General features: G+C 69.3%; 17 protein-coding genes and 1 pseudogene. 6 read left to right on the top strand and 12 right to left on the bottom strand.

What is annotated here, in order from left to right; translation table 11 throughout:
* Positions 1 to 11 precede the first annotated feature (11 nt).
* From OIE74_RS06915 to OIE74_RS06895, 5 genes are read right to left on the bottom strand one after another with little or no spacing between them, the layout of a single operon-like run.
* Entirely contained in the window at positions 12 to 1091 is a 1080-nt protein-coding gene (locus tag OIE74_RS06915) for an ABC transporter ATP-binding protein (RefSeq protein WP_443076042.1), read from the bottom strand.
* Positions 1088 to 2119: an ABC transporter ATP-binding protein gene (locus OIE74_RS06910; RefSeq protein WP_329379477.1), complete on the bottom strand. Its 1032-nt coding sequence runs from the start codon at positions 2117 to 2119 to the stop codon at positions 1088 to 1090. Before OIE74_RS06910 ends, OIE74_RS06915 begins: the two co-directional genes overlap by 4 nt.
* Positions 2119 to 3033: an ABC transporter permease gene (locus OIE74_RS06905; RefSeq protein WP_329379475.1), complete on the bottom strand. Its 915-nt coding sequence runs from the start codon at positions 3031 to 3033 to the stop codon at positions 2119 to 2121. The genes OIE74_RS06910 and OIE74_RS06905 overlap by 1 nt, the downstream gene beginning before the upstream one ends.
* On the bottom strand, positions 3030 to 4070 hold the full coding sequence (locus OIE74_RS06900; RefSeq protein ID WP_329379473.1) for an ABC transporter permease: 1041 nt from the start codon (positions 4068 to 4070) through the stop codon (positions 3030 to 3032). Before OIE74_RS06900 ends, OIE74_RS06905 begins: the two co-directional genes overlap by 4 nt.
* Positions 4067 to 5776, bottom strand: coding sequence for an ABC transporter substrate-binding protein (locus OIE74_RS06895; RefSeq protein WP_329379472.1), 1710 nt, complete (start codon positions 5774 to 5776; stop codon positions 4067 to 4069). The genes OIE74_RS06900 and OIE74_RS06895 overlap by 4 nt, the downstream gene beginning before the upstream one ends.
* A 190-nt stretch (positions 5777 to 5966) precedes the next feature.
* On the opposite strand from OIE74_RS06895, the gene OIE74_RS06890 reads away from it, so the two are divergent.
* Positions 5967 to 6692, top strand: a complete 726-nt coding sequence (locus OIE74_RS06890) for a TetR/AcrR family transcriptional regulator (RefSeq protein ID WP_329379470.1) — start codon at positions 5967 to 5969, stop codon at positions 6690 to 6692.
* Positions 6693 to 6701: 9 nt separating this feature from the next.
* Here the strand turns inward: OIE74_RS06890 and OIE74_RS06885 are convergent, their stop codons facing one another.
* The 3 genes from OIE74_RS06885 to OIE74_RS06875 all read right to left on the bottom strand — a co-directional run bounded on the left by OIE74_RS06885 (position 6702) and on the right by OIE74_RS06875 (position 10110).
* Entirely contained in the window at positions 6702 to 7874 is a 1173-nt protein-coding gene (locus OIE74_RS06885; protein WP_329379468.1) for a M20 family metallopeptidase, read from the bottom strand.
* 184 nt (positions 7875 to 8058) lie between these two features.
* Positions 8059 to 9114: a tartrate dehydrogenase gene (locus OIE74_RS06880; RefSeq protein ID WP_329379466.1), complete on the bottom strand. Its 1056-nt coding sequence runs from the start codon at positions 9112 to 9114 to the stop codon at positions 8059 to 8061.
* Between the two features lie 69 nt (positions 9115 to 9183).
* The gene (locus OIE74_RS06875; protein ID WP_329379464.1) at positions 9184 to 10110 is read right to left on the bottom strand and encodes a LysR family transcriptional regulator; all 927 of its coding nucleotides are present in this window, start codon (positions 10108 to 10110) and stop codon (positions 9184 to 9186) included.
* A 105-nt stretch (positions 10111 to 10215) separates the two neighbouring features.
* Here OIE74_RS06875 and OIE74_RS06870 point away from each other — a divergent pair, with 105 nt between their 5' ends.
* The 4 genes and pseudogenes from OIE74_RS06870 to OIE74_RS06855 all read left to right on the top strand — a co-directional run bounded on the left by OIE74_RS06870 (position 10216) and on the right by OIE74_RS06855 (position 15229).
* Complete coding sequence (locus OIE74_RS06870; RefSeq protein ID WP_329379462.1) at positions 10216 to 11121, top strand: alpha/beta fold hydrolase; 906 nt, start codon at positions 10216 to 10218, stop codon at positions 11119 to 11121.
* Between the two features lie 796 nt (positions 11122 to 11917).
* Positions 11918 to 11993 (top strand): annotated as a pseudogene (locus tag OIE74_RS38600) (DUF5655 domain-containing protein); the annotation flags it as partial.
* A gap of 175 nt (positions 11994 to 12168) precedes the next feature.
* Entirely contained in the window at positions 12169 to 14514 is a 2346-nt protein-coding gene (locus OIE74_RS06860; protein ID WP_329379460.1) for a sensor histidine kinase, read from the top strand.
* Positions 14507 to 15229 (top strand): response regulator transcription factor, encoded by a 723-nt coding sequence (locus OIE74_RS06855; RefSeq protein ID WP_329379458.1) that lies wholly within the window; start codon positions 14507 to 14509, stop codon positions 15227 to 15229. Before OIE74_RS06860 ends, OIE74_RS06855 begins: the two co-directional genes overlap by 8 nt.
* Before the next feature lie 236 nt (positions 15230 to 15465).
* Here OIE74_RS06855 and OIE74_RS06850 read toward each other — a convergent pair whose 3' ends face one another.
* Entirely contained in the window at positions 15466 to 15633 is a 168-nt protein-coding gene (locus OIE74_RS06850) for a UDP binding domain-containing protein (protein WP_329379455.1), read from the bottom strand.
* 2019 nt (positions 15634 to 17652) lie between these two features.
* Here OIE74_RS06850 and OIE74_RS06845 point away from each other — a divergent pair.
* The gene (locus tag OIE74_RS06845; protein ID WP_329379453.1) at positions 17653 to 17808 is read left to right on the top strand and encodes a hypothetical protein; all 156 of its coding nucleotides are present in this window, start codon (positions 17653 to 17655) and stop codon (positions 17806 to 17808) included.
* Between the two features lie 149 nt (positions 17809 to 17957).
* Here the strand turns inward: OIE74_RS06845 and OIE74_RS06840 are convergent, their stop codons facing one another.
* Genes OIE74_RS06840 through OIE74_RS06830 form a run of 3 tightly spaced genes read right to left on the bottom strand, consistent with a single transcriptional unit; the run spans position 17958 to position 20034 of the window.
* Entirely contained in the window at positions 17958 to 18293 is a 336-nt protein-coding gene (locus tag OIE74_RS06840) for a PqqD family protein (RefSeq protein WP_329379451.1), read from the bottom strand.
* On the bottom strand, positions 18290 to 19192 hold the full coding sequence (locus OIE74_RS06835) for a hypothetical protein (RefSeq protein WP_329379449.1): 903 nt from the start codon (positions 19190 to 19192) through the stop codon (positions 18290 to 18292). Before OIE74_RS06835 ends, OIE74_RS06840 begins: the two co-directional genes overlap by 4 nt.
* Before the next feature lie 53 nt (positions 19193 to 19245).
* Positions 19246 to 20034 carry an ABC transporter permease gene (locus tag OIE74_RS06830; RefSeq protein WP_329379447.1) on the bottom strand — a complete coding sequence of 263 codons (789 nt, stop codon included), beginning with the start codon at positions 20032 to 20034 and terminating at the stop codon, positions 19246 to 19248.
* Between the last annotated feature and the right edge of the window lie 8 nt (positions 20035 to 20042).

Raw genomic sequence — 20042 nt, 5'->3', positions numbered from 1 at the left:
GCTCGTGTGTGTCAGAGGTCGTGAACGTCGCGGGCGTCGTGGACGTCGCGTTCGGTGGCGGGCTGCGAGGCTCCCGGATCCAGCGGTGCGGCCCGCTCGGGGAAGTGACAGGCGACCCGGTGACCGGACGTCAGGTCCAGCGGCGGCGGGGCTTCCTGTGCGCAGATCTCCCGCGCCTTCCAGCAGCGGGTACGGAAGCGGCACCCGGAGGGCGGGCTGTGCGGGCTGGGGGCGTCCCCCTGGAGCACGATGCGCCGGCGGGCCCGCTCGGCGCGCGGGTCCGGGATGGGGACCGCCGACAGGAGCGCCTGCGTGTAGGGGTGCTGCGGTGCCTCGTACAGTTCGGCGGCTGGGGCGCTCTCGGCGATCCGGCCGAGGTACATCACGGCGACCTCGTCACTGATCTGACGGACCACCGACAGATCGTGGGCGATGAAGAGATACGTGAGCCCCAGCTCCTGCTGGAGGTCCTGCAACAGATTGATCACCCCCGCCTGCACACTGACGTCCAGGGCGCTCACCGGCTCGTCGAGGACGAGGATGTCCGGCTCGACCGCCAGGGCCCTGGCGATCCCGATGCGCTGCCGCTGCCCCCCGGAGAACTGGCTGGGGTAGCGACGGGCGTGGTCCGGGTCGAGGCCGACCTGCTCCAGCAGTTCCCGTGCCCGCTCGGCCCGCCGGGAGCGGTGGAGGCGGTGGATGCGCAGCGGCTCGAAGAGGATCTGCTCGACGGTCATCCGGGGGTCGAGGGAGGAGTACGGATCCTGGAAGACGAGCTGGATCTGCTTGCGCAGCCGGGCGACGGCCTCGCCCTTCGCGCCGGCGACGTCCAGTCCGTTCACCAGGGCCCGGCCGCCGGCCGGGCGTACCAGGCGGACGAGACACCGGCCGAGGGTGCTCTTGCCGCAGCCGGTCTCGCCGACCAGGCCGAGGGTCCTGCCCCGGCCGATGGTGAGATCGACGCCGGACACGGCCTGCACGGTGGTGCCGCCCCCTCCCGCTCTGCGGCCGGTGCGGTATTCGGCGACCAGGCCCTGGACGTTCACCGCTGGCGGGGTATCCGCTGACGGGGTCTCCACTGACGTGTTCATCGCAGTTCGCCTTCGATCTCGTGCGCCCGCACACACGACGTCGTGTGCAGGGTGGACACCTGGAGCGGGGACGCGGACTCGGCGCCGCAGAGCGCGGGCCGCGCGTGGGGACAGCGGGGCTGGAACGGACATCCGCGCGGTCGCTGCCCGGGAGGCGGGAGCTGGCCCGGGATCTGGGTGAGCCGGGGAACACGCCGGTCGATCCGGGGGAGTGCGTCAAGCAGCGCCCGCGTGTAGGGGTGCGACGGCTCGTAGAAGACCGACTCCGCGCCGCCCAGCTCCAGGTTGCGGCCGCTGTACATCACCATCACCCGGTCGGCGACCCCCGCGACGACGCCCAGGTCGTGCGTGATGAGCAGCACCGACGTGCCGGTGCGCTCCTGCACCCGTCGCAGCACTTCCAGGATCTGGGCCTGAACGGTCACGTCCAGGGCCGTGGTCGGTTCGTCGGCGATGAGAATGTCGGGTTCGTTCGCCATGCCCATGGCGATCATGACGCGCTGGCGCATGCCGCCGGAGAACTCGTGCGGATACTCGTGCAGCCGTTTCTCCGGCGCGGGGATGCCGACGAGCCCGAGGAGGTCGGCGGCGCGGGCCGCCAGCTCCTTGCGTCCGAGCGTCGGATCGTGGACGGTCACGGCCTCGGCGATCTGGTCCCCGACCGTCATCATGGGATTCAGCGCGGCCAGGGCGTCCTGGAAGATGATGCCGATGTGGCGTCCCCGCACGGCGCGCAGCTCCCGCTCGGGCAGGCCGAGCAGCTCCCGCCCCCGGAAGCGGATGGAGCCGGTCACCCGGGCGGACGCGGGAAGCAGCCCCATGACGGCCATCGCCGCCGCGCTCTTGCCCGAGCCCGATTCGCCGACGATGGCGAGTGTCTGCCGTTCGCCCACGTCGAAGGAGAGCCGCTCCACGGCGGCGACCAGGCCGGCGTCGGTCTTGTACTCGACGGTGAGATCACGGACGGACAGCAGGGCCGCGGCCGGGTCCGCCGGGGCGTCGCCGGCGCGGGAGGAGAGGGAGGTCATCACTGCCTGCTCTGGTGGTCGAAGGCGTCCCGCAGTCCGTCGCCCAGGAAGTTGACTGCGAGAACGGTGAGGAGGATGGCCACGCCGGGCGCGTACAGCAGATAGTCCTTCGGCGTGCCGACGAGCCCGGCGGCCTGGTTGAGCATGTTGCCCCAGCTCGACTGCGGCGGCTGGATGCCGAAGCCCAGGAAGCTGAGCGTGGACTCCAGGATGATCGCGGCGGCGACCGAGAGGGAAGCGTTGACGATGATCACCCCGAGCAGGTTCGGCAGCAGATGGCGGCCGATGATCTGCGTACGTGACGCCCCCAGCACCAGCGCGGCCTCGACGAACTCCTTCTCCCGGAGGCTGATCACCTGGGAGCGCACCACACGGGCGATCACGGTCCAGCCGAGCCCGGCGAGAACGAGGACGATGGTCACGGGTGACGGGCTCAGCGTCTGCATGGCCAGGGCCAGGAGGGCGATCGCCGGAATGATGAGGAACAGATCGGTGACCCGCATGATCAGTTCGTCGATCCATCCGCCGATGAGTCCGGAGGCCGCGCCCACCAGGGTGCCGACCGCCGTCGACAGCACGGCGACGCCCAGCCCCACGGTCAGGGACACCTGCCCGGCGTACAGCAACTCGGTCAGATAGTCCCGTCCGAGGTCGTCGGTGCCCAGCCAGTGCTGCCCGGACGGGGCGAGCGCCCCGGTCAGGAGATTCTGGGCGTTGCGCGGGTACGGGGCGATCCATGCCGCCCCGTAGCAGCAGATCATGAGCGCCGACAGGATGAACAGGCCGGCCACGGCCATGCGGTGACGCAGGAACCGCTCCGTGACGAGGCGGCGTCCGCTCTTGTCCGTGGCCACGCGGGCCGACGGGCCGGGGGATTCCGCCGGCTGTCCGGGATACAGGCTGGGTACGGTCATCGCAGGGTCACCCTTGGGTCGAGCAGCGCGTACCCGAGGTCGGCCGCCAGATTGAACAGGACCATCGCCAGCGCCACGATCAGCATCCACGGCAGCAGGACGAACACGTCACCGGCCAGGAGGGAGTCGAGGAACAGACGGCCCATCCCGGAGATCGCGTAGATCTGCTCGGTGACCACCAGGCCCCCGATCAGGAGGGCCGTGTCCGCGGCGACGACGGTGACGAACGGCGCCAGGGAGTTGCGCAGCGCGTGCCGGAAGAAGATCCGGCGCGGAGGCACGCCCTTGGCACGGGCCGTCCTCACATAGTCACTCGTGAGGGCTTCGAGCATCGAGGCCCTGCTGAAACGGGACCAGCTCGCGATCAGACCGACGGTCAGGGTCAGCACGGGCAGCGCCAGATGCCGGAAGTAGTCGGCGTTGACACCGCTCTGCCCCGGCGAGTGGAGCCCGACGAAATACAGCGGGGGCTGGTCGAGGCCGAACTGTTCACGCGGCCAGATCGCGAGTACCTGGATGAGCATCAGGCCCAGCCAGAACGCGGGCATGGCCACACCCAGATAGGACAGGCCGGTGAGCAGATGGTCCCCGAGGGAGTACTGGCGCGAGGCCGAATACGTGCCGATCGCCAGGGCGATGACCACGGCGAACAGCACGGCCCACACCATGAGCTGGAGGGTGGTCCCGAGCGCCGATCCGATCATCGCCTGCGCCCGGTCGCCGGTCCGGGTGCTGACGCCCCAGTCCCCGGTGGCGAAGGCTTTCATCCACAGGACGTACTGCTCGATGACCGGACGGTCCAGGCCCAGCCGGGCCGTTTCCCGCGTGATGACCCCGGGGTCGCGCCCCTGGCGGAGCTTGGCCAGGGGATCGAACGTGGACCGGACGGCCCAGAAGAAGACGAACGACGCGACCAGCACGACCGGGACCGAGTACGTGAGCCGGCGCGCGGCGTAGCGGAGCATCTGCCGGGACCGGCCGGCCCGGACCCGTCGGCCGGCGGGGCCGCCGGCCGACGGCCGCGGGGCCACGGTCATTTCGCCAGTCCCCACTCCGCGAGGTTCCACCAGGGGCCTTCACTCGGGTTGTTGCTGAGCGGGCCGCCGACGCGGTCGCTCCACAGGAGGATGTTCGGCACCGTGCCGATGGGTATCGCGGGCACGGCGTCGGCGATCAGCTTGTCGGCCCGGCGGGAGGACTCCGCACGCTTAGCCGGTTCGGTCTCCCGGTCGACGGCGGCGAGCAGCGGGTCCAGCCCGTCGATCTTGGCGCGGACGAAGTTGAGCCCGGACTGACCGTTGGCCTCGGTGGGGATGGAGGTGCTGCTGAAACTGTTGCTGAGGGCGGGGTCGGGGAAGGTGTCGACGAGTGTCCACAGTCCCATCTCGTAGTTGCCGGCCGGAGCCTGCTTCCCGAAGAGGTCGGCCGGGCTCGTGTTCCTGATCGTCATCCGGAAGCCCGCCTGCTTCAGCTGGGTCTGGAGGATCTGCTCGGTGAGTTCACGCCGCTTGTTGCCCGCGAGCGAGACGATGCCGAACTCGGCGCGGCGGCCGTCCTTGGCCCAGATGCCGTCGCCCCCCTTCTTCCATCCGTCGCCGGTCATGGCCTCGTCGACGGCTCCCAGGTCCCGCGTGTAGCGGGAGAAGTCCGATCCGGCGTACGAGGAGAGGATCGGCGTGAGGAAGCTCTGGGCCGGTTTTTTCACACCGAGGGAGCCGTAGAGCTTGTTGACGATCGCCTTCCGGTCGACCGCGTGGGCCACGGCCCGCCGGACGTCCGGTGAGTCGAAGGGGAACTTCTCGTTGTTCATCCACAGAGCTTCGAGGTTGCCCGTCTGGGCGTCGATCTGCCGTCTGGCGCCGCCCGCGACCTGGCCGAGCTGCTCGACCACGTCGAGCTGCGGCGTCGGGTACATGGCGTCGAGCTGTCCGCTCTTGAACGCCTGGAAGGCCGCCGCTGTGTCGGTCGTGAGCTGGAAGGTGACCTTGTCGAGCTTCGGCTTCTCGCCCCAGTAGCGGTCATTGGGGACGAGGGTGATCGCGGTGCCCTTCTTCCAGGACTCGATCTTCCAGGGCCCGCCGCTGAACGTGTAGCCGTCCTTCATGACCGCGTTGCGGTTCTTGCCCTTGAGGAGGTGCTCGGGCAGGACGCCGTACGCGGAGCTGAAGAGGGTGCGCCACCCGCCGTACGGCTCCTTCAGCGTGACCACGGCCGTCTTCTCGTCCGGCGTGTCGACCTTCGCGATCTTGTCGTAGCCGGTCTTGTCGAGGACGTCCTTGCCGTCACGGACCTGCAGGGCGGTGTACTTGAAGTCCGCCGAGGTGATGGGCTCGCCGTCGGACCAGACCGCGTCCGGGGAGATCTTGTACGTGATCTTCTGCCGCTCGCCCTCGGTGATGGTAGGCTGCCCGGCCATCAGAGGGGACGCGACCGGAACCCAGGTGTTGTCCTTGGGCCGGACGTCGAAGACCTTGGGAATCGTGGTCGTCCGCATCATGTAGTCGCCCCAGATGGATCCGCTGCACACTGAGATCCAGTCGGCGCAGTCGGGCTCCTGCTCGGCGCCGATGACCAGGCTGCCGCCCTCCTTGACCGGGACTTCGGGATTGGTCTTGCTCTCGGACGTCCCGGCGCCCGAAGACGTACAGCCGGCCAGCAGAACCGCCAGCGCGAGTGCCGAGGCGGCGGTGGCTCTACGTGGCCCTACGGGTGTCCGCGTGTGGCCGATTTCTTGCTGGTTCATCGCCATCACCTTCCCTCCACGCGGCCCCGATGGGCGCGATGCGGCCTCATCGTAAGGAGGGACCCGTCTCATAGCAAGAGGTATCGACAATCACATAGTCAATGACGATGACTTGCCTCGTGAGTCGGGCTTCGGGCAGAGTCGTCCCCGTTGTCGTTCCACTGTCCCGCCGGACGAGAAGAGGACCCTGATGGGCGCAAGCCAGGACCGGAAAAGCGCGAAGGCGAAGAACCCGCGGACCGGTCGGCGAGCACGTCACAGCCTCAGCCGGGAGTCCATCCTCGAAGCCGCGGAGACGGTTGCCGTGCGCGACGGCTTCGAGGGGCTGACCTTCCAGGCGCTCGGCAGGGAACTCGATGCGCACCCGACGTCGATCTACCGGCACTTCCGCGACAAGGACGAGCTGGTCCTGGAACTGGTCGACAGCCTGCGGGCCCGCTCGTACGGCGGCCGGCTCCAGGCCACTGACTCCTGGCGCGACGACCTGCGCGCGCAGGCCCGCCATATTCATGATCATTACCTGCGGTATCCGCAGTTCGCCCTGCAGATGGCCGCCCGTACCACCCGCAGGCCCGCCGAGTTCTCCAACGTGGAGTTCGCCCTGGACGCCTTCGTGCGGGCGGGCCTCCCCCCGGAGGAGGCGGCCACCTGCATGCGAGTCTTCGGCAATGTCATCCGGTCGCTCGCCAGCATGGAGTCCGGTCTTCAGGCCCTGGACGCCGAGACCCTTCACGGGGATTCGCTGGCCTGGCAGGTCGAGTACCGAGGCCTCTCCGCCGAGGAGTATCCGCGCATCGCCTCATTGAGCGACCACCTCACCGACATCGGCAACCCGCAGGTCTTCGACCGGGCGGTGGAGATGTTCCTCGACGCCGTCGAGGTGCGGGTGGCCCGGCTGGCCTCGCACGCCCCCTGATCCGTTCCGTCAGGCCCGTTCCTGCCGCGCGGGGGCCGTCGCCGGGGCGGCCGTCAGCCTGTCTTGCTCCGCGCCGGAGCCGAGGGTGCGCAGCAGGGCGGCGACCAGTGCGGTGCGGTCGCCCACGGACGTGGCGTCCACCCACTCGCCCCGGGCGTGGGCGCCCCCGCCTGCGGGACCCAGGCCGTCCAGGGTGGGGATACCGAGCGCGGCGGTGAAGTTGCCGTCGGACGCGCCGCCGACCCTCGCCTCCGTCACGGGCGCCAGCCCCTCGGCCCGCGCCAGTTCCCGGGCCATGGTCACCAGACCGGCGGACATCTGGTGCTCCAGGGGGAACCGGTTGATCCCGCCGGTGAGTTCGAGACTGGAGCCCCGGGTCCGGCTGCGGAGGGCCCGGAGGTCCTCCTCCACCCGTACGAGTTCGTCGCTGTGCCAGGCCCGTACGTCGATCTCGACCCGGGCGCTCTCCGGAATCGTGTTCCGGGTGCTGCCCGATCTGCTGACGGTGGGGGAGACGGTCGTCCCCCGGTCCGGGTCTCCCAAGTCGTTTATGGCGAGGACCTGTTGGGACAGCTCGATCAGCGCGTTGACTCCCCGCTCCGGCTCCAGGCCCGCGTGGGCCGCCCGGCCGCGGACCGTCACCTCGAACATGGCGCCGCCCTTGCGCGCGGTCTTCAGCGCACCGTCCAGGCTCGGTTCCAGCACGAGGACGGCAGCGCAGTCCCGCGCCACCTCCTCGATCAGGGCGCGCGAGGTGACGGAGCCCTGCTCCTCGTCGCCCGTCACGAGCAGCCGCACATGACCGGCGTCACCGATGCGGCGCAGCGCGTCCAGGGCCAGCACGAGACCGGCCTTCATGTCGAACGCCCCGGGGCCGGTGACATGCGAACCGTCCACGCGGAACGGCCAGGAGTCCAGGGTCCCGAGCGGCCACACCGTGTCGGCGTGCCCCAGGATCAGCACCGGCTTCACCGGGGAGGGGTCGCGCTCCTCCCGGTAGAGATGGGGGACTCCGTCGCGTATCTCGTGATGGACAGTGCCGAGCAGTCCTTCGGACCACTCCGTGAGCAGCTCGTAGACCGCCTCAAGACCCGGCGCGTGGCCGGTGGGTGACTCGATGCCGACGAGATGGCGCAGCCGCGTGAGGAACTGCTCGGGGTCGTAACCGGTGCCTGGCTTCACAGCACATCCTTCGCGACGGGTCCTGGGGAATCCCTCCCCGGCATGTTCAGGACGTTAGTCTATGACATTGACTATGGGATTCTCCATGCCGCCGCGCGAAGGCGATCGTGGTGTCCTCTCTCCCGGCCCCGAACCGTGCCCCGAACAGTGCCCCGCCCGGCGCCGGTGAGGTCGCTACGTGAGGTCAGAGCAGGGCGATCAGCGCGTCCGTGAACTCGTCGGTCGTGGCGGTGCCCCCCAGATCCGGGGTCCGCACCGACGTCGTCGCCAGGACCGCCGCGATCGCCGCCGTGATCCGCCCGGCCGCCTCCGCGTGCCCGAGATGGTCCAGCATCATCGCCGCGGACCAGATCGCCCCCAGGGGGTTGGCGATACCGCGCCCGGCGATGTCCGGGGCGGACCCGTGCACCGGCTCGAACATGGACGGGAAGTCCCGCTCGGGATTCAGGTTCGCCGCCGGGGCGATCCCGATGCTGCCCGCCAGCGCCGCGGCCAGATCGCTCAGGATGTCACCGAAGAGATTCGACGCCACCACGACGTCGAAACGGCCGGGCGCCAGCACGAACTTCGCCGCCAGCGCGTCGATGTGCTCCTGCTCCCACCGCACCTCCGGATACCGCGCGGCCCGCTCCGCCACCCGCTCGTCCCAGAACGGCATGGTGTGCACGATGCCGTTGGACTTCGTCGCCGACGTCAGCCCGCCCCGCCGCTCCCGGGCCAGGCCGAACGCGTAGTCCACCACCCGGTCCACGCCCTTGCGCGTGAAGACCGCCTCCTGCACCGCCATCTCCTCCGGCAGCCCGCGGTTCAGCCGGCCGCCGATCTCGCTGTACTCGCCCTCGACGTTCTCCCGGACGATCGCGAAGTCGACCTCACCCGCCTCGGCGCTCCGCAGCGGGCTCGGCACCCCCTCGAAGACCCGGATCGGCCGCAGATTGACGTACTGCTGGAAGGTGCGCCGGATCGGGATGAGGAGCCCCCACAGAGAGACATGGTCCGCCACCCCCGGATACCCGACCGCGCCCAGCAGGATCGCGTCGTACGAGCGCAGAGTGTCCAGGCCGTCGGGCGGCATCATGGCGCCCTCCTTCACGTACCGCTCGCAGGACCAGTCGAACGAGTCGTACGTGAGCGTGATGCCGTGCCGGGCTCCGGCCGTCTCCAGGACCCGGCGGGCCGCGGGGATGACCTCGTTGCCGATCCCGTCACCGGGAATGAGTGCGATGCGATGTGTTGTCATGTACGGATTGCAACAACCCGGACCGGTCCGCGTCCAAGTCGCACTGCTCATGTGCCTGATAGGGCTTGCCTATCGGTTGTCGTCATCGTCTTCGGGACCGTCTTCGGGGCCGGTGGGTGTCTCGTCGGCGACGGCCCGGTCCATGAAGGCACGCGCCGCCGGGGTCAGGCCGGACGGGCGGCTGACCAGGGCGACATGGAGCAGGGTGCGCGGTTCGAGGTCCAGGACCCGGGCACCCGCCCGCTCCGCGAGATCGCGCCACGCGTCCGTGACGACCGCCAGACCGACCCCCTCCAGCACCAGCGGCAGGATCGCCACCCGGTGCTCCGTCTCCACCGCGACCGTCACCTCCACCCCGTCCGCCCGCAGCGCGTCGACATAGGTCCGCAGCCCGGTGCCCCGCTGCCCCACGATCAGCCGGTGACCGGCCAGCTCCTCGTACCGGACCGCCCTCCCCGGCGGAAACGGCCCGTCGGGCCGGGTGAGCAGGACGAACCGCTGGACGCGCAGCGGACGCACCCGCAGACGGGGGTGGGACACGGCGTCGGGCGACGCCAGCAACCCCAGCTCCGCCACCCCCGTACGGACCATCTCCGTCACGTCCCGGGGCGTGAACGCCGCCCGCATCGTCACCGAGACCTCGGGATGGTCCGCGGTGAAGCGGCGGATCATGCCCGTCAGCGGGGAGATCGACTGGGACGGCATGGCCGCGATCTCCAACCGCCCGCCGCGCAGCCCGTGCACCGACTCCACACTCGCCCGCGCGAACTCCAGACTCCGCACCGCCGCCCTGGCCGGTTCGATCAGGGCCGTACCCGCGTCGGTGAGGACCACCCGGCGCCCGATCCGGTGGAACAGCTCACTGCCCAGATCCCGCTCCAGCGACCGGATCGACTGGGACAGGGACGGTTGCGACAGATAGAGGGCGGTGGCCGCGCGGTTGAAACCGCCGTGGTCCACGACGGCCAGGAAGTACTCAAGCTGCCGGACGTCCACCGCACATCCCTCCTCCGCACTCGAACCCCCTGATAGGCGGCGCCTATATACATTGTCATCAAGAGGTCTTGGACGGGCAGGGCGGCGTTCTGCTGGGATCGGACCATGAACGGTCTCCTGCCCGCAGAGTTCACCCCGCGCACCGTGGACGCCGACGGCGTGCGCATCCATGTGCGGACGGCCGGGGAGGGGCCGCCGGTACTCCTCCTGCACGGCTACCCGCAGACCCACCAGATCTGGCACCACGTGGCCCCCCGCCTGGCGGAGACCCACACCGTCGTCGTCACCGACCTGCGCGGATACGGCGACAGCGACAAGCCCCCGTCCGACGCCGAGCACGCCCCGTACGCCAAGCGCGCCATGGCACTCGACCAACTGACCGTCATGCGCACGCTCGGCTTCGAACGGTTCGCCGTCGTCGGGCACGACCGCGGCGGCCGGGTCGGCCACCGCCTGGCCCTTGACCACCCGGACGCGGTCACCTCCCTGGCGGTCCTGGACATCGTGCCGACGCACTACGCCTACCGGCACGCGGACGCGGCCTTCGCGACCGGCTACTACCACTGGTTCTTCCTGACGGCCGGCAACGGCATCCCGGAACACCTCATCGGCAAGGACCCGGAATTCTGGATCCGCGCCCGCATGGGCGCCCGCCACCACGGCGGCACGCCCTTCAGCCCCGCCGCGATGGACGAGTACGTCCGCTGCTTCTCCGACCCGGCCGCGATCCACGCGTCCTGCGAGGACTACCGGGCAGCCGCCTCCATCGACCTCGTCCACGACCGCGCGGACGCCGACGGCGGGCGCCGGGTCACCTGCCCCGTGCTGGCCCTGTGGGGCGACAGCAGCTTCGTCGGCCGCCACTACGACGTCCGCGAGGCATGGGAGACGTACGCGGACGACGTCCGCGGCGAGGCCCTGAACTGCGACCACTACCTCCCGGAGGAGGCCCCCGACGACACGGCCCGCGCCCTCGGGGAGTTCCTCAGGAAGCACCCGGCCGGGGGGTGACGGCGCGCCCGCGGCGGCGACATGGGAGCGTGAGCGGGTGAGCAGGACGACGGGGGTCCAGGGTTTCCAGGTGAGGTGCATAAGGCCAGGTCAGCTCAGTGTGGTCCAGGTGTGTCTACGAAGTTCGTAAGACGCGTGTGAGAGAAACGAGCCCCCGCCGGCTGGTGCTGGCGGGGCAGTGCTCTTGGAAGGCTTGCCAAGGGCAGCCCTTGGCGGACCGTAGACTTCCTGTAGTTGCCCGGCGGTTCACGTGTGCGGAGGTCTGCGAGGAGCTGGGCCACATGGAGCCGATGCACCTGTAACGGCGGTTGGGTCGCTTGGTGGCCTCGCACACCCGCAGCGACGCACAGGACCGGCACCACAGTGGTGCGGAGTCGGACAACCGCAAGGTCTTACGAGGAACGGGCTGTCCGGGCGGCGGAGGAAGGCGGCCACCGCGCGACAGCAGAGCGCGCGAGCGCAGACCGGAAGGTCCGCAGCGACGTCCTGCTACGGGAGCAGACGTTTCCTCGCGCTGAGATCCGGCAGCGCCCGAAAGAGTTCGACATGCTCTCCGCCCCCTGGGAAACCTGGGCCGACGTCAAAGAACGACTCATCCAGCTCCCGCAGGGCAGCCCGCTCATCCCCGAAGCCGCGTGGCGCAACGTTGAAGCGCGCCGTCACCAGACGGCATTTGAAGTCCGGGGAAGTGCCGCCCTTCCGGCACCCAAGGCCGACGCCAGGCGAACACGCCTTCGCGATGGAACACAGTTGGGGGGTGACGGCAGCGGACCAGGTGCTCTGGAGCGGACCGAGGCGGAACTTCGCGTGCGCCTGCCCGCCTCAGCGGAGCAAGCTCCTCGTCTACCTGAAGGCCGACCCGAAGGAGGTCAATATGGCTGAGGATCTGGTGAAGGACGTCCAGGACCCTCACCACCCCGCCAGGTGCTTTGCCTAGTTCATCGGCCAACTATCCTTGCCGCCATGGGGCACGGGGGACGCGGGGGGAACAAGGATTGGGCCGCAGAGCCGTTGGAGGGCCCGGGCCCCAGGTCCAGCGAGCGCCTGTTGATCTTGACCCTCGAGCGGTACGGGGTGTGGTTCCGGTCCATCGTGGTCTGCCTGTGCAGTGCGCTGGGCGTCGTCTCGGCGGACGCGGCGGACATTCCCCTGGCGCTGTCTCTGCTGGTGCCCGCTCTCCTCGCCTGCGGTGTGCGCCTTTACGCGCTGCGCCGTCCGCACCTGCTCCCGCTCGCCCTGCTGTGGACGTTGGACGCGGGTGTGGTGGTGCTGACGGGGCTGTCTCAGCCGGTGATCGGCGGCAACGGCGCGGATGTGATGGTGGAGGCGATTGTCGGCATCAGCGTCGTCGCTTTCCAGTACGAGTGGGCGACGCGCCCAGTGTTCGGGGCTGCCCTGGCCGCGTTGGGAGTCGTCGTCTGCGCGCTGGGCGACGTCCTCGCCTCGCCTGGGCACAGCCCCGACTTGATACCCCTGGTGCGCATGCTGATCCAGGTGGGCCTGTCGAGGGCCGCGTACCTCATCGTCCGGACCCGCGCGAGGGCGGCCGACCGGTCGGCCGCGGCCAGGGCGGCGGCGCGCCGGGAGGTCGATGTCGCCGCCGCCCGGAGGGCGACCGAGCGGGAGTACCTGGCGACTCTGCACGACACGGCGAGCGCGACGCTGCTGATGGTCTCCCAGGGCGACGGCCGGGACTGGTCGTGGCTGCCTCCGCGTGCGAGACAGGACCTGGGGGCACTGTCCGCCGTGCCCGGATTCGAGACGGGGAGCGTCGACCTCGCGGAGCTTCTCGGCTGCGTGCCCGAGGGTGAGGGAGAGGACAGGGTGCGGCTCAAGACGCGCATCGAGGGTCCGCTCGCGGTTCCGTCCGGCCCCGGACTCGCGATATTCAACGGGGTGCGGGAGGCCGTCACCAACGTGGGACGCCATGCTGGGGTGAGGGAGGCGGAGCTCAGGGCACGGGTGGAGGAGGGTGGTGACGTCGTCGTTGAACTGTCCGACGCGGGGCGGGGCTTCGACCCGGGGTCCGTCCCCGCGCGGCGCCGGGGCATCTCCAACTCCATCGTCGGCAGGATGCACGCGGTCGGCGGCTCCGCCACGATCACCTCAGAACCGGGCAGCGGGACCCTCGTGCGGTGGCACTGGCACCCCCGGGGCCGGGTGTCACAGGCAGGGGACGGAGCGCACGTGACGCCCGCTCCGCGCCCGCCCCGCGCCCAGGTACAACACGCGGCCGTCGTCCGCCTCATCCGTGGGCAGTTGTTGCACGGGGCCCAACTGGCCGCGCTGCTGATCAGCCTGGTGTGGCAGTTCACCATCTCGCTGCGTCGGCTCGCGGCCTACCAGGACGTGTACCGCCCCGCGTGGGCACAGACAGCCGCTTTCGTCTGCCTCGCCGTCGTCGCGGTCGTCGGGGCCACCTATCTGCTGCGTGGCAGACAGATCCCGCCGAGGGTGCGCTGGTGGAGCCTGGGATCGGTGCTGGCTGTTTCGGCGGTATGCGCGTTCACGCTCCCGCCGGAGCAGTCGACAGGTCCGGCGGACTGGGCGTTCGGAGTGGTCGGCTGGCATGCGCTGTTCCTGCTGGCGGACCTGCGGGTCAGGGTGTTCGCGGCGTTCCTCGGGGCGCATATGGGGCTCAACGCGACCGCTGTATTCCTGTCGGGGGCGCCGACCGCTGCCGAGTCGGCCGTCATGGGGATCTCCACGATATCCGCCTGCGGCTTTCAGCTCTCCGTCGGTGTACTAATGACGCACCTGCTTCACGGTACGGCGCCGGCCGCGGGGACCGCGGCGGCGCGTGAGGAGGAACTGCGCACCCGGGAACGTATCCATGAGGACATGCAGCGTGATCACAAGGAGCGCTACCGGGCGCTGACGGCGACGACGGTGCCGCTGCTCGTGGGCCTCGGTCACGGTACGCTGAGCCCGCACGACGAGGAGGTCAGGCTGCGATGCGGTGTCGAAGCCGCCCGTATGCGCCGCCTGTTCGCGGAGAGCGACGCCGTCTCCGACCCGCTGCTCAACGAGTTGCGGGCGTGCGTCGAGGTGGCCGAGCACCGGGGCGCGACGATAAGTCTTGCCGTACGGGGCCGGCAGGGCGAGGTGCCCGTGCGGATACGCAGGGAGTTGATCGACCCGGTGGCGGTGACTCTCAGCCGTACACGCTCGATCGCGCGGGTGACCGTCGTGTCGACACCCTCCTCGGTACGGGTGAGCGTGATCAGCGAGGACCGCGCCGACGGCCGTCACACGGAAGAGCCACCTCGGGCCCACGGGCATGCCGCGGACGCCGGCGTGACCGTGGCCAGAACGACGCGGGACGGAAGCCTGTGGGTGGAGGCTGTCTGGCGACGACCCACAGAACTCCAGGAGTTGACCCGACATGAGTGACAACGGACCGGTCAGCGTGGTCGTCGTGGACGACCATCCCGCCATCCTCTCCGGCATCGAGGTGTGGTACGCCGCGTCCCGGCGGCCCATCACCGTGGTCGCGGCCGGTGCCTCCGTACAGGAAGCCTGGACCGCGCCGGGCAGTACGGCCGATGTCGTCGTCCTGGATCTGCAACTGGGCCAGGGCGGACCCGCGTTCGGCAGCCTGCGACGGCTCGTCGACGCCGGGCGGCAGGTGGTCGTCTACTCGATGCGCGACGACGAGAAGACCGCGCTCAACTGCCTGGACCTGGGGGCCGCGACCTTTCTGACCAAGAGTGAGGGCCAACAGCACCTGGTCGAGGCGACTTTGGCGGCGGCCGACGAACGGCCCTACATGCCGCCCGCGCTGGCCGGCGCACTGGGAACGAACGCCCGCGCCGACCGCCCCCAGCTCTCCGTACGCGAGGAGAACGTACTCATCGAGTGGTTCCAGTCGGAGTCGAAGGAACTCGTCGCGCAGCGCCTCGGCATCTCCACGGGGACGGTCAACTCGTACCTGGACCGGGTGCGTATCAAGTACGCGAACGTCGGCCGCCATGCCACTGGCGGCGGCGTTCGTGACGCGCTATCCGTGGGAGGAGCGACGGATGCACAGCAGAGATGCGATCGAGGGCCCGCTCGCCTTTGCCGAGAAGCGCGATCCTCAGTGGGAGGCGTTCTGATCGTCCGCTGACGGCTGGGGGGCGGGCGCGAAGCGCTCTGGGATCGGTGGAGGTGGTATGCCCCGGTTCAGTCACGCCACCCCATCCACCGCCGGTCATCACCCTCCCCTCGCAGGATGAGAAGGGTTCACTCACAGGCGTTCGGCGTGCGTCTGTGGGCGCGCGAAGCCTCGCGTGTCGAGGAGCAGCCGGGCGTGCCGTTGGATAAGCGCGATGTCGTATGCCTTGTGTCTCTGCAGAGGGATGGTCAGATCGGCCCCGGAAAGGGCTTCTGGCAGTTTGGCCGCCACCAGTCGGTCATGTACGGGTCGTGGTCGGAGATCTCGACGCCCAAGCTGCATAGGTGCTTGACGAGGTCGCGGTCCGAGGGTTCCCGCTGGTCAGCGATATCCGCCTTGTATGTGACGCCGAGCAAGGTAATTGGGATCAACCGGAATTCAATGGCCTCCTACGCCAGGCGGGGCCAGAACGCATGGTAACCGAACGGCTCAGCCTCGCGATTGCTGGCGGCGGATACCACGGTGTCAATAAGCTTTCCGTAGAAGGCTGCGGCTGCGGTGGTGCAGCTGGGGGTGGGCCTGCCCACTACCTTGGGGGGTATCGCGGATTACGTAGACCTCTTTGCTGGGATTGACGCGCTCAGGTGAGAGAGCCAGGTGAATGTCTTTGCCTGTGGTGCGCGGTCACGATGGTGATGGAGCAACCCCGGACTTGGCCGGAACGCCGGGGGTAGGACTGGGGTCGCCAATGCCATTCCTCATGCACACCAGCATGTCGTTCGGCGACGCGACGCGAGGCGGGTGCGGACCCGGCGCCGGGCGGCCTTTTGCGCTTCGACGTGCTCGACTCCGGCCGGCAGGACGAGGACCAACTACAGGCGGATGCCTGAGCGCCGCGCCGGCTGCTGAACGGCCCCGGCAGGCCGGAAGTGGGGCGATGAGCGCCCGGTCCGACGTCATGGTCGCGGCAGGAGTCCTGGCGCTGCACCACCGTATCGTCCCGACAGACGTCTGCGAAGGGCCGTCAGCGACCGCCACGTGTAGCTACGTGGCCAGGGTCGGCGACGGCGATCGGTGGTTCGTGAAGTCCTATCCACGGAGCGCAGATCTGAGCGCCGAACGGCGCGCCCTCGAGCTGGCCGAATTCGCCGCGCTCGGCGGGATCCCGGTGCCGGCGATGCGCCGCACCATGGACGGCGACCTCATCGCCACGGACGGCGAGTTGGCGGTGTCCGTCGTCGTGTTCCAAAGACACCGAGACAGCGGAAGGTGGTCTGTACGGCGAGAGGTGGGCCGCCGTCGGCGCGACCGTGGGCCGAATGCACCGCACGCTCGCGCGGCATCCGGACGGGCGCCGCGCCCCGTCCCAAGAGATCTGCGACGTCGAACGAGGCCAACAACGCCTGGAACGGTTTCCCGCCCGCTATGCGAAGCAGCCCCGCGAGCTCCCCATTCGGAGCGCCGCGGTCATCGACGTCCGGCCGTCGGCTCACCGCAGCCCGATGTGGGAGCTGGGGCGCATCGTGCTCGATCCGCGCACGGTCCTGAACGCCCCCAGTCTGGCCCACGGGCCTGGCCACGGCCGTCGCCGCCTACCGGGCGGCCAACCCGGTCATGCCCGCCAATGACATCCTGACGCTGCTGCGGGTGCCGGCCGACTATCTGGCCTGCTCGGTGTACCCCCTTCTCGGGACCCCTTGACGACCCGCCTGCGGTCACCCTTCAGTTGGAGGCGTACGGGCGCGCCCGCCACGAGGCGCTGGGTGCGCTGTGTCCTCGCCTGGACGAGGCGGAGGAGGTGCTCCGTGACGCGCCCTGCATGCCGGGGCGCTCACCGACCGCCACACCAAGCAACACCAGATGATCACCGGAGATCTGGTCAGTGCGGCAGCACTGACTACGCTGCCGTTCGCCTGCTTGCCGCAACCCCGCACGGCGTGTCGGCCCCGGTGCTGCTGGACCTGGGGACCGGGACCGCTCAGGTACCTTGCGCACTGCTGTCCGTCGTGCTGCGGCCGGCGCACGCCGATCTGGTGGATGTCGATCAGGGGATGGCGGAGCTGAAAGCCGCCCTCGGAGCGTGCACGGTATCGGGCGTGGAGCGACAACGGGCACCCTGCCACCGAGCACCTGGTCGACGTCGCTACACCTCCCTGTCCCACTTGGAACAAGCCGCACGTGAACACCAGGTCACCGTCTCCGGCCACTCCGGAGCAACCCCACCCGCCAACACCGCCGAGGCGAAGGCTTCGCCCGGGACGACTTCAACATCGACTACGACCGCCAACAGGTCACCTGCCCCCAGGACCAGGTCAGCCAGGGTCGGCACGGGCTATACCCGACCTCCTCACCCACCGCGGCCCAGTTCATCGTGGCCAGGTTCACCAAGAGTCAGTGACAGCCCCGCCCGGCCCGCGCTCAGTGCACCACCTCCCGTGAAAGAACCCGCACCGTGGGCTTTCCGCTTTCCCCTGCGAGAACTCCGCGACCTGCAACTCCGCGTCCGCACCGAGCAGCAGACGCCCGAGTGGAAGACCCGTTACGCGGTCCGCTCCGGAGTGGAGGGCGCAGTGAACGAGTTCGCCCACTGACACGGCATGCGTCGCTGCCGCTACCGAGGACGGGGAAAGGCCCACATCCAACACGTTCTGACCGCCATCGCCGTCAACATCAAGCGCCTCAGCGGACTGCCGCCGACCGAGGAAATACTCACACCCCGCCAGCCGACCGCCTTCCAGAACTACCTCGACCAGCGCGAGATACCCTGCTCAGTCAGGCTGGATGAGAGGAATCCGCATCTTCCGAGGTCCGAGAGGAAATCCCGGACCCCGCTCCGGGCCAGACCTGGATCTATCCCGTACCGGAGGGCAACTGCGTTTTCGATGTCGTCCACCGGGGTCTCCCCATCGCACAAGGACCAGATGTAGCCGCCGACTTCGTTGGTCCGGTAGCGGTCGATGCGCTGCACCAGGAAGGTGGCACCGCCGCCGCGGTAGGTGCGTACGTCGATCTCGCGCCGCGGGCAGGGCGGGGCGGCCTCGCCGGGAGCCACCGCTCGTTTCGTCCCGGCACTCATCGTTGATCCGTGAGGGCACGCTCAACGGCCAGGAACAGCCGGTGGCACAAACGCGCGGTCTCGGACGCCCATTCGCCCGGAGAGTCGACGCAGCCGGCCATGGAAAGTACTCGCCATGCCTCCTCGGAGGAAATCTCCGGCGGCTGGTGGCGTTCCAGGCGCTGCGGAAGCCACTTCCGGCTGGGGCAGATGTCTCCGTGGGCGGCGAGGACCGCGGACAGCGCAATGATGAAGGCTTCACGGGCAGCCAGAGCCGCCGATCTGGCGTCTCCGTTCGAGAGCATGCCGAGCACGTCCTCAAGGCGGTTCTCCCCGCCCACCTTGTGGTCCTCGGCGAGCCACAGCGCATAGTCGGATTCGACTATCGCCTGGCGTTGCCGCTCCCACCAGTCCGAACCGGTGAGCGGCCTGCCCACACACAGGCGGTAGAACAGGTCTCGCTCGTGCAGCGACATGCTTCCGGTGTAGCCCTGATAGTGGTTCCGGCCGTCCTCGGTCGGCCTGACGAAACGGCTGACCAGTTCATCGATTTGCGCGACATGCCATACTTCGATGTCGACGCGGAACGGGCCGAGCTGACCCAGCGCTATCCACACCGTCGGATCCTGGGTGGACACCGACTCCTCCATGAGAAGGAGCGACGGTGACTGCGGGGGCTCGGCCTGCTCGGTGACGACGAAGGCGTCGATGTCGCTCTTCACATTGCCCCAGCCCTCCACGAGGGAGCCGCTGAGGAACGTGCACGCCGCCGTGGAGAACTGGGGGTAGGCGTCGAGGAACTCCTCACGGGTGGGCAACGTTCCGCTGCGTACGGCCTCACGGAGAACCGCACTCTGTTCCGCACTTGCCTCCTCTCCGCTGCCTTTCCTCAGTTCCAGTACCGGGCTTTCAAACGTCATCGATCTCTCCGTTCCTGTGGCCGTCCCGGCCATCCTGCTTGTGCTGTGGCTTGTCATACGGTGTCGAGAGTCCCGCCGCGGACGCTGGAGCGTTCGAAGAAGCGGAGCAGCAGCGCGGCGAGCAACGCGTAGGCGAGGCAGAGCGCCAACTCCGTCAGCACCGGGCCCCGCACCACGGAGAAGGCCGAAGAGCCGCTCGCACAGGCACGCGCGGCCTCGATCGCGTGGGTGAGTGGCAGTACCTCTCCGAGGCTGTCCATCCATGTCGGGAGGTGTTCTCTGGGCACCACGCCACCGGTCAGAAGGATCAGCAGCGTGTTGGTCACGTTCGCCGTGATCAGTGTGTTGCGCACACGCAGCCCGATCGAGCCGATGACCATGCCGAACGCGGTGCCGGACAGCGCGGCCGACAGCAGCGCGACGGACAGTGGACCGAGGGCGCTCGCGGGTACGGCGGCGCCGAGCAGGACCGTGGCGCAGGCCAGGGTGAAGACCATCACCAGCAACGCGTTTCCAATGTACGGAAAGGCCCTGCCACCCCAGAGCGCGAGCCTGCTGCGTGGACTGAGCAGCACCGGGCCAAGGGTGCCGAACCTCCGCTCGTTGGCGATGGCCATGGTGCCCCCGGTCACGCACGGGCCGGTTGCCGAGAGGACGACGTTGCCGAGGATGTAGAAGTCGTCGTTCGCGGTCCCCGTGTGCCGCCCCAGCAGAACGAAGAAGAGCAACTGGAACACCGGGGCGGCGAGGAGGGAGCCGATGAAGAGTGAGGGAGTGGTCCAGTTGAAGAGAGCACGGTAGGAGATCAGGCCCCCCGTCCCGATCAGCCGCAGGGTACGCATCAGGAGCG

The sequence above is a fragment of the Streptomyces sp. NBC_01716 genome (assembly GCF_036248275.1).
Taxonomy (GTDB): domain Bacteria; phylum Actinomycetota; class Actinomycetes; order Streptomycetales; family Streptomycetaceae; genus Streptomyces.
The sequence above is the reverse complement of the archived record's forward strand: the minus strand, read 5'-3'. Positions and strand labels throughout refer to the sequence as shown.

What these genes read in the sequence shown, in the direction of transcription:
- OIE74_RS06890 (WP_329379470.1), top strand. Translation starts at nt 5,967, where the DNA reads ATGGGCGCAAGCCAGGACCGGAAAAGCGCGAAGGCGAAGAACCCGCGG.
- OIE74_RS06840 (WP_329379451.1), bottom strand. Translation starts at nt 18,293, where the DNA reads ATGAGTGCCGGGACGAAACGAGCGGTGGCTCCCGGCGAGGCCGCCCCG.
- OIE74_RS06900 (WP_329379473.1), bottom strand. Translation starts at nt 4,070, where the DNA reads ATGACCGTGGCCCCGCGGCCGTCGGCCGGCGGCCCCGCCGGCCGACGG.
- OIE74_RS06905 (WP_329379475.1), bottom strand. Translation starts at nt 3,033, where the DNA reads ATGACCGTACCCAGCCTGTATCCCGGACAGCCGGCGGAATCCCCCGGC.
- OIE74_RS06915 (WP_443076042.1), bottom strand. Translation starts at nt 1,091, where the DNA reads ATGAACACGTCAGTGGAGACCCCGTCAGCGGATACCCCGCCAGCGGTG.
- OIE74_RS06870 (WP_329379462.1), top strand. Translation starts at nt 10,216, where the DNA reads ATGAACGGTCTCCTGCCCGCAGAGTTCACCCCGCGCACCGTGGACGCC.
- OIE74_RS06830 (WP_329379447.1), bottom strand. Translation starts at nt 20,034, where the DNA reads ATGCGTACCCTGCGGCTGATCGGGACGGGGGGCCTGATCTCCTACCGT.
- OIE74_RS06910 (WP_329379477.1), bottom strand. Translation starts at nt 2,119, where the DNA reads ATGACCTCCCTCTCCTCCCGCGCCGGCGACGCCCCGGCGGACCCGGCC.
- OIE74_RS06895 (WP_329379472.1), bottom strand. Translation starts at nt 5,776, where the DNA reads ATGAACCAGCAAGAAATCGGCCACACGCGGACACCCGTAGGGCCACGT.
- OIE74_RS06880 (WP_329379466.1), bottom strand. Translation starts at nt 9,114, where the DNA reads ATGACAACACATCGCATCGCACTCATTCCCGGTGACGGGATCGGCAAC.
- OIE74_RS06855 (WP_329379458.1), top strand. Translation starts at nt 14,507, where the DNA reads ATGAGTGACAACGGACCGGTCAGCGTGGTCGTCGTGGACGACCATCCC.
- OIE74_RS06835 (WP_329379449.1), bottom strand. Translation starts at nt 19,192, where the DNA reads ATGACGTTTGAAAGCCCGGTACTGGAACTGAGGAAAGGCAGCGGAGAG.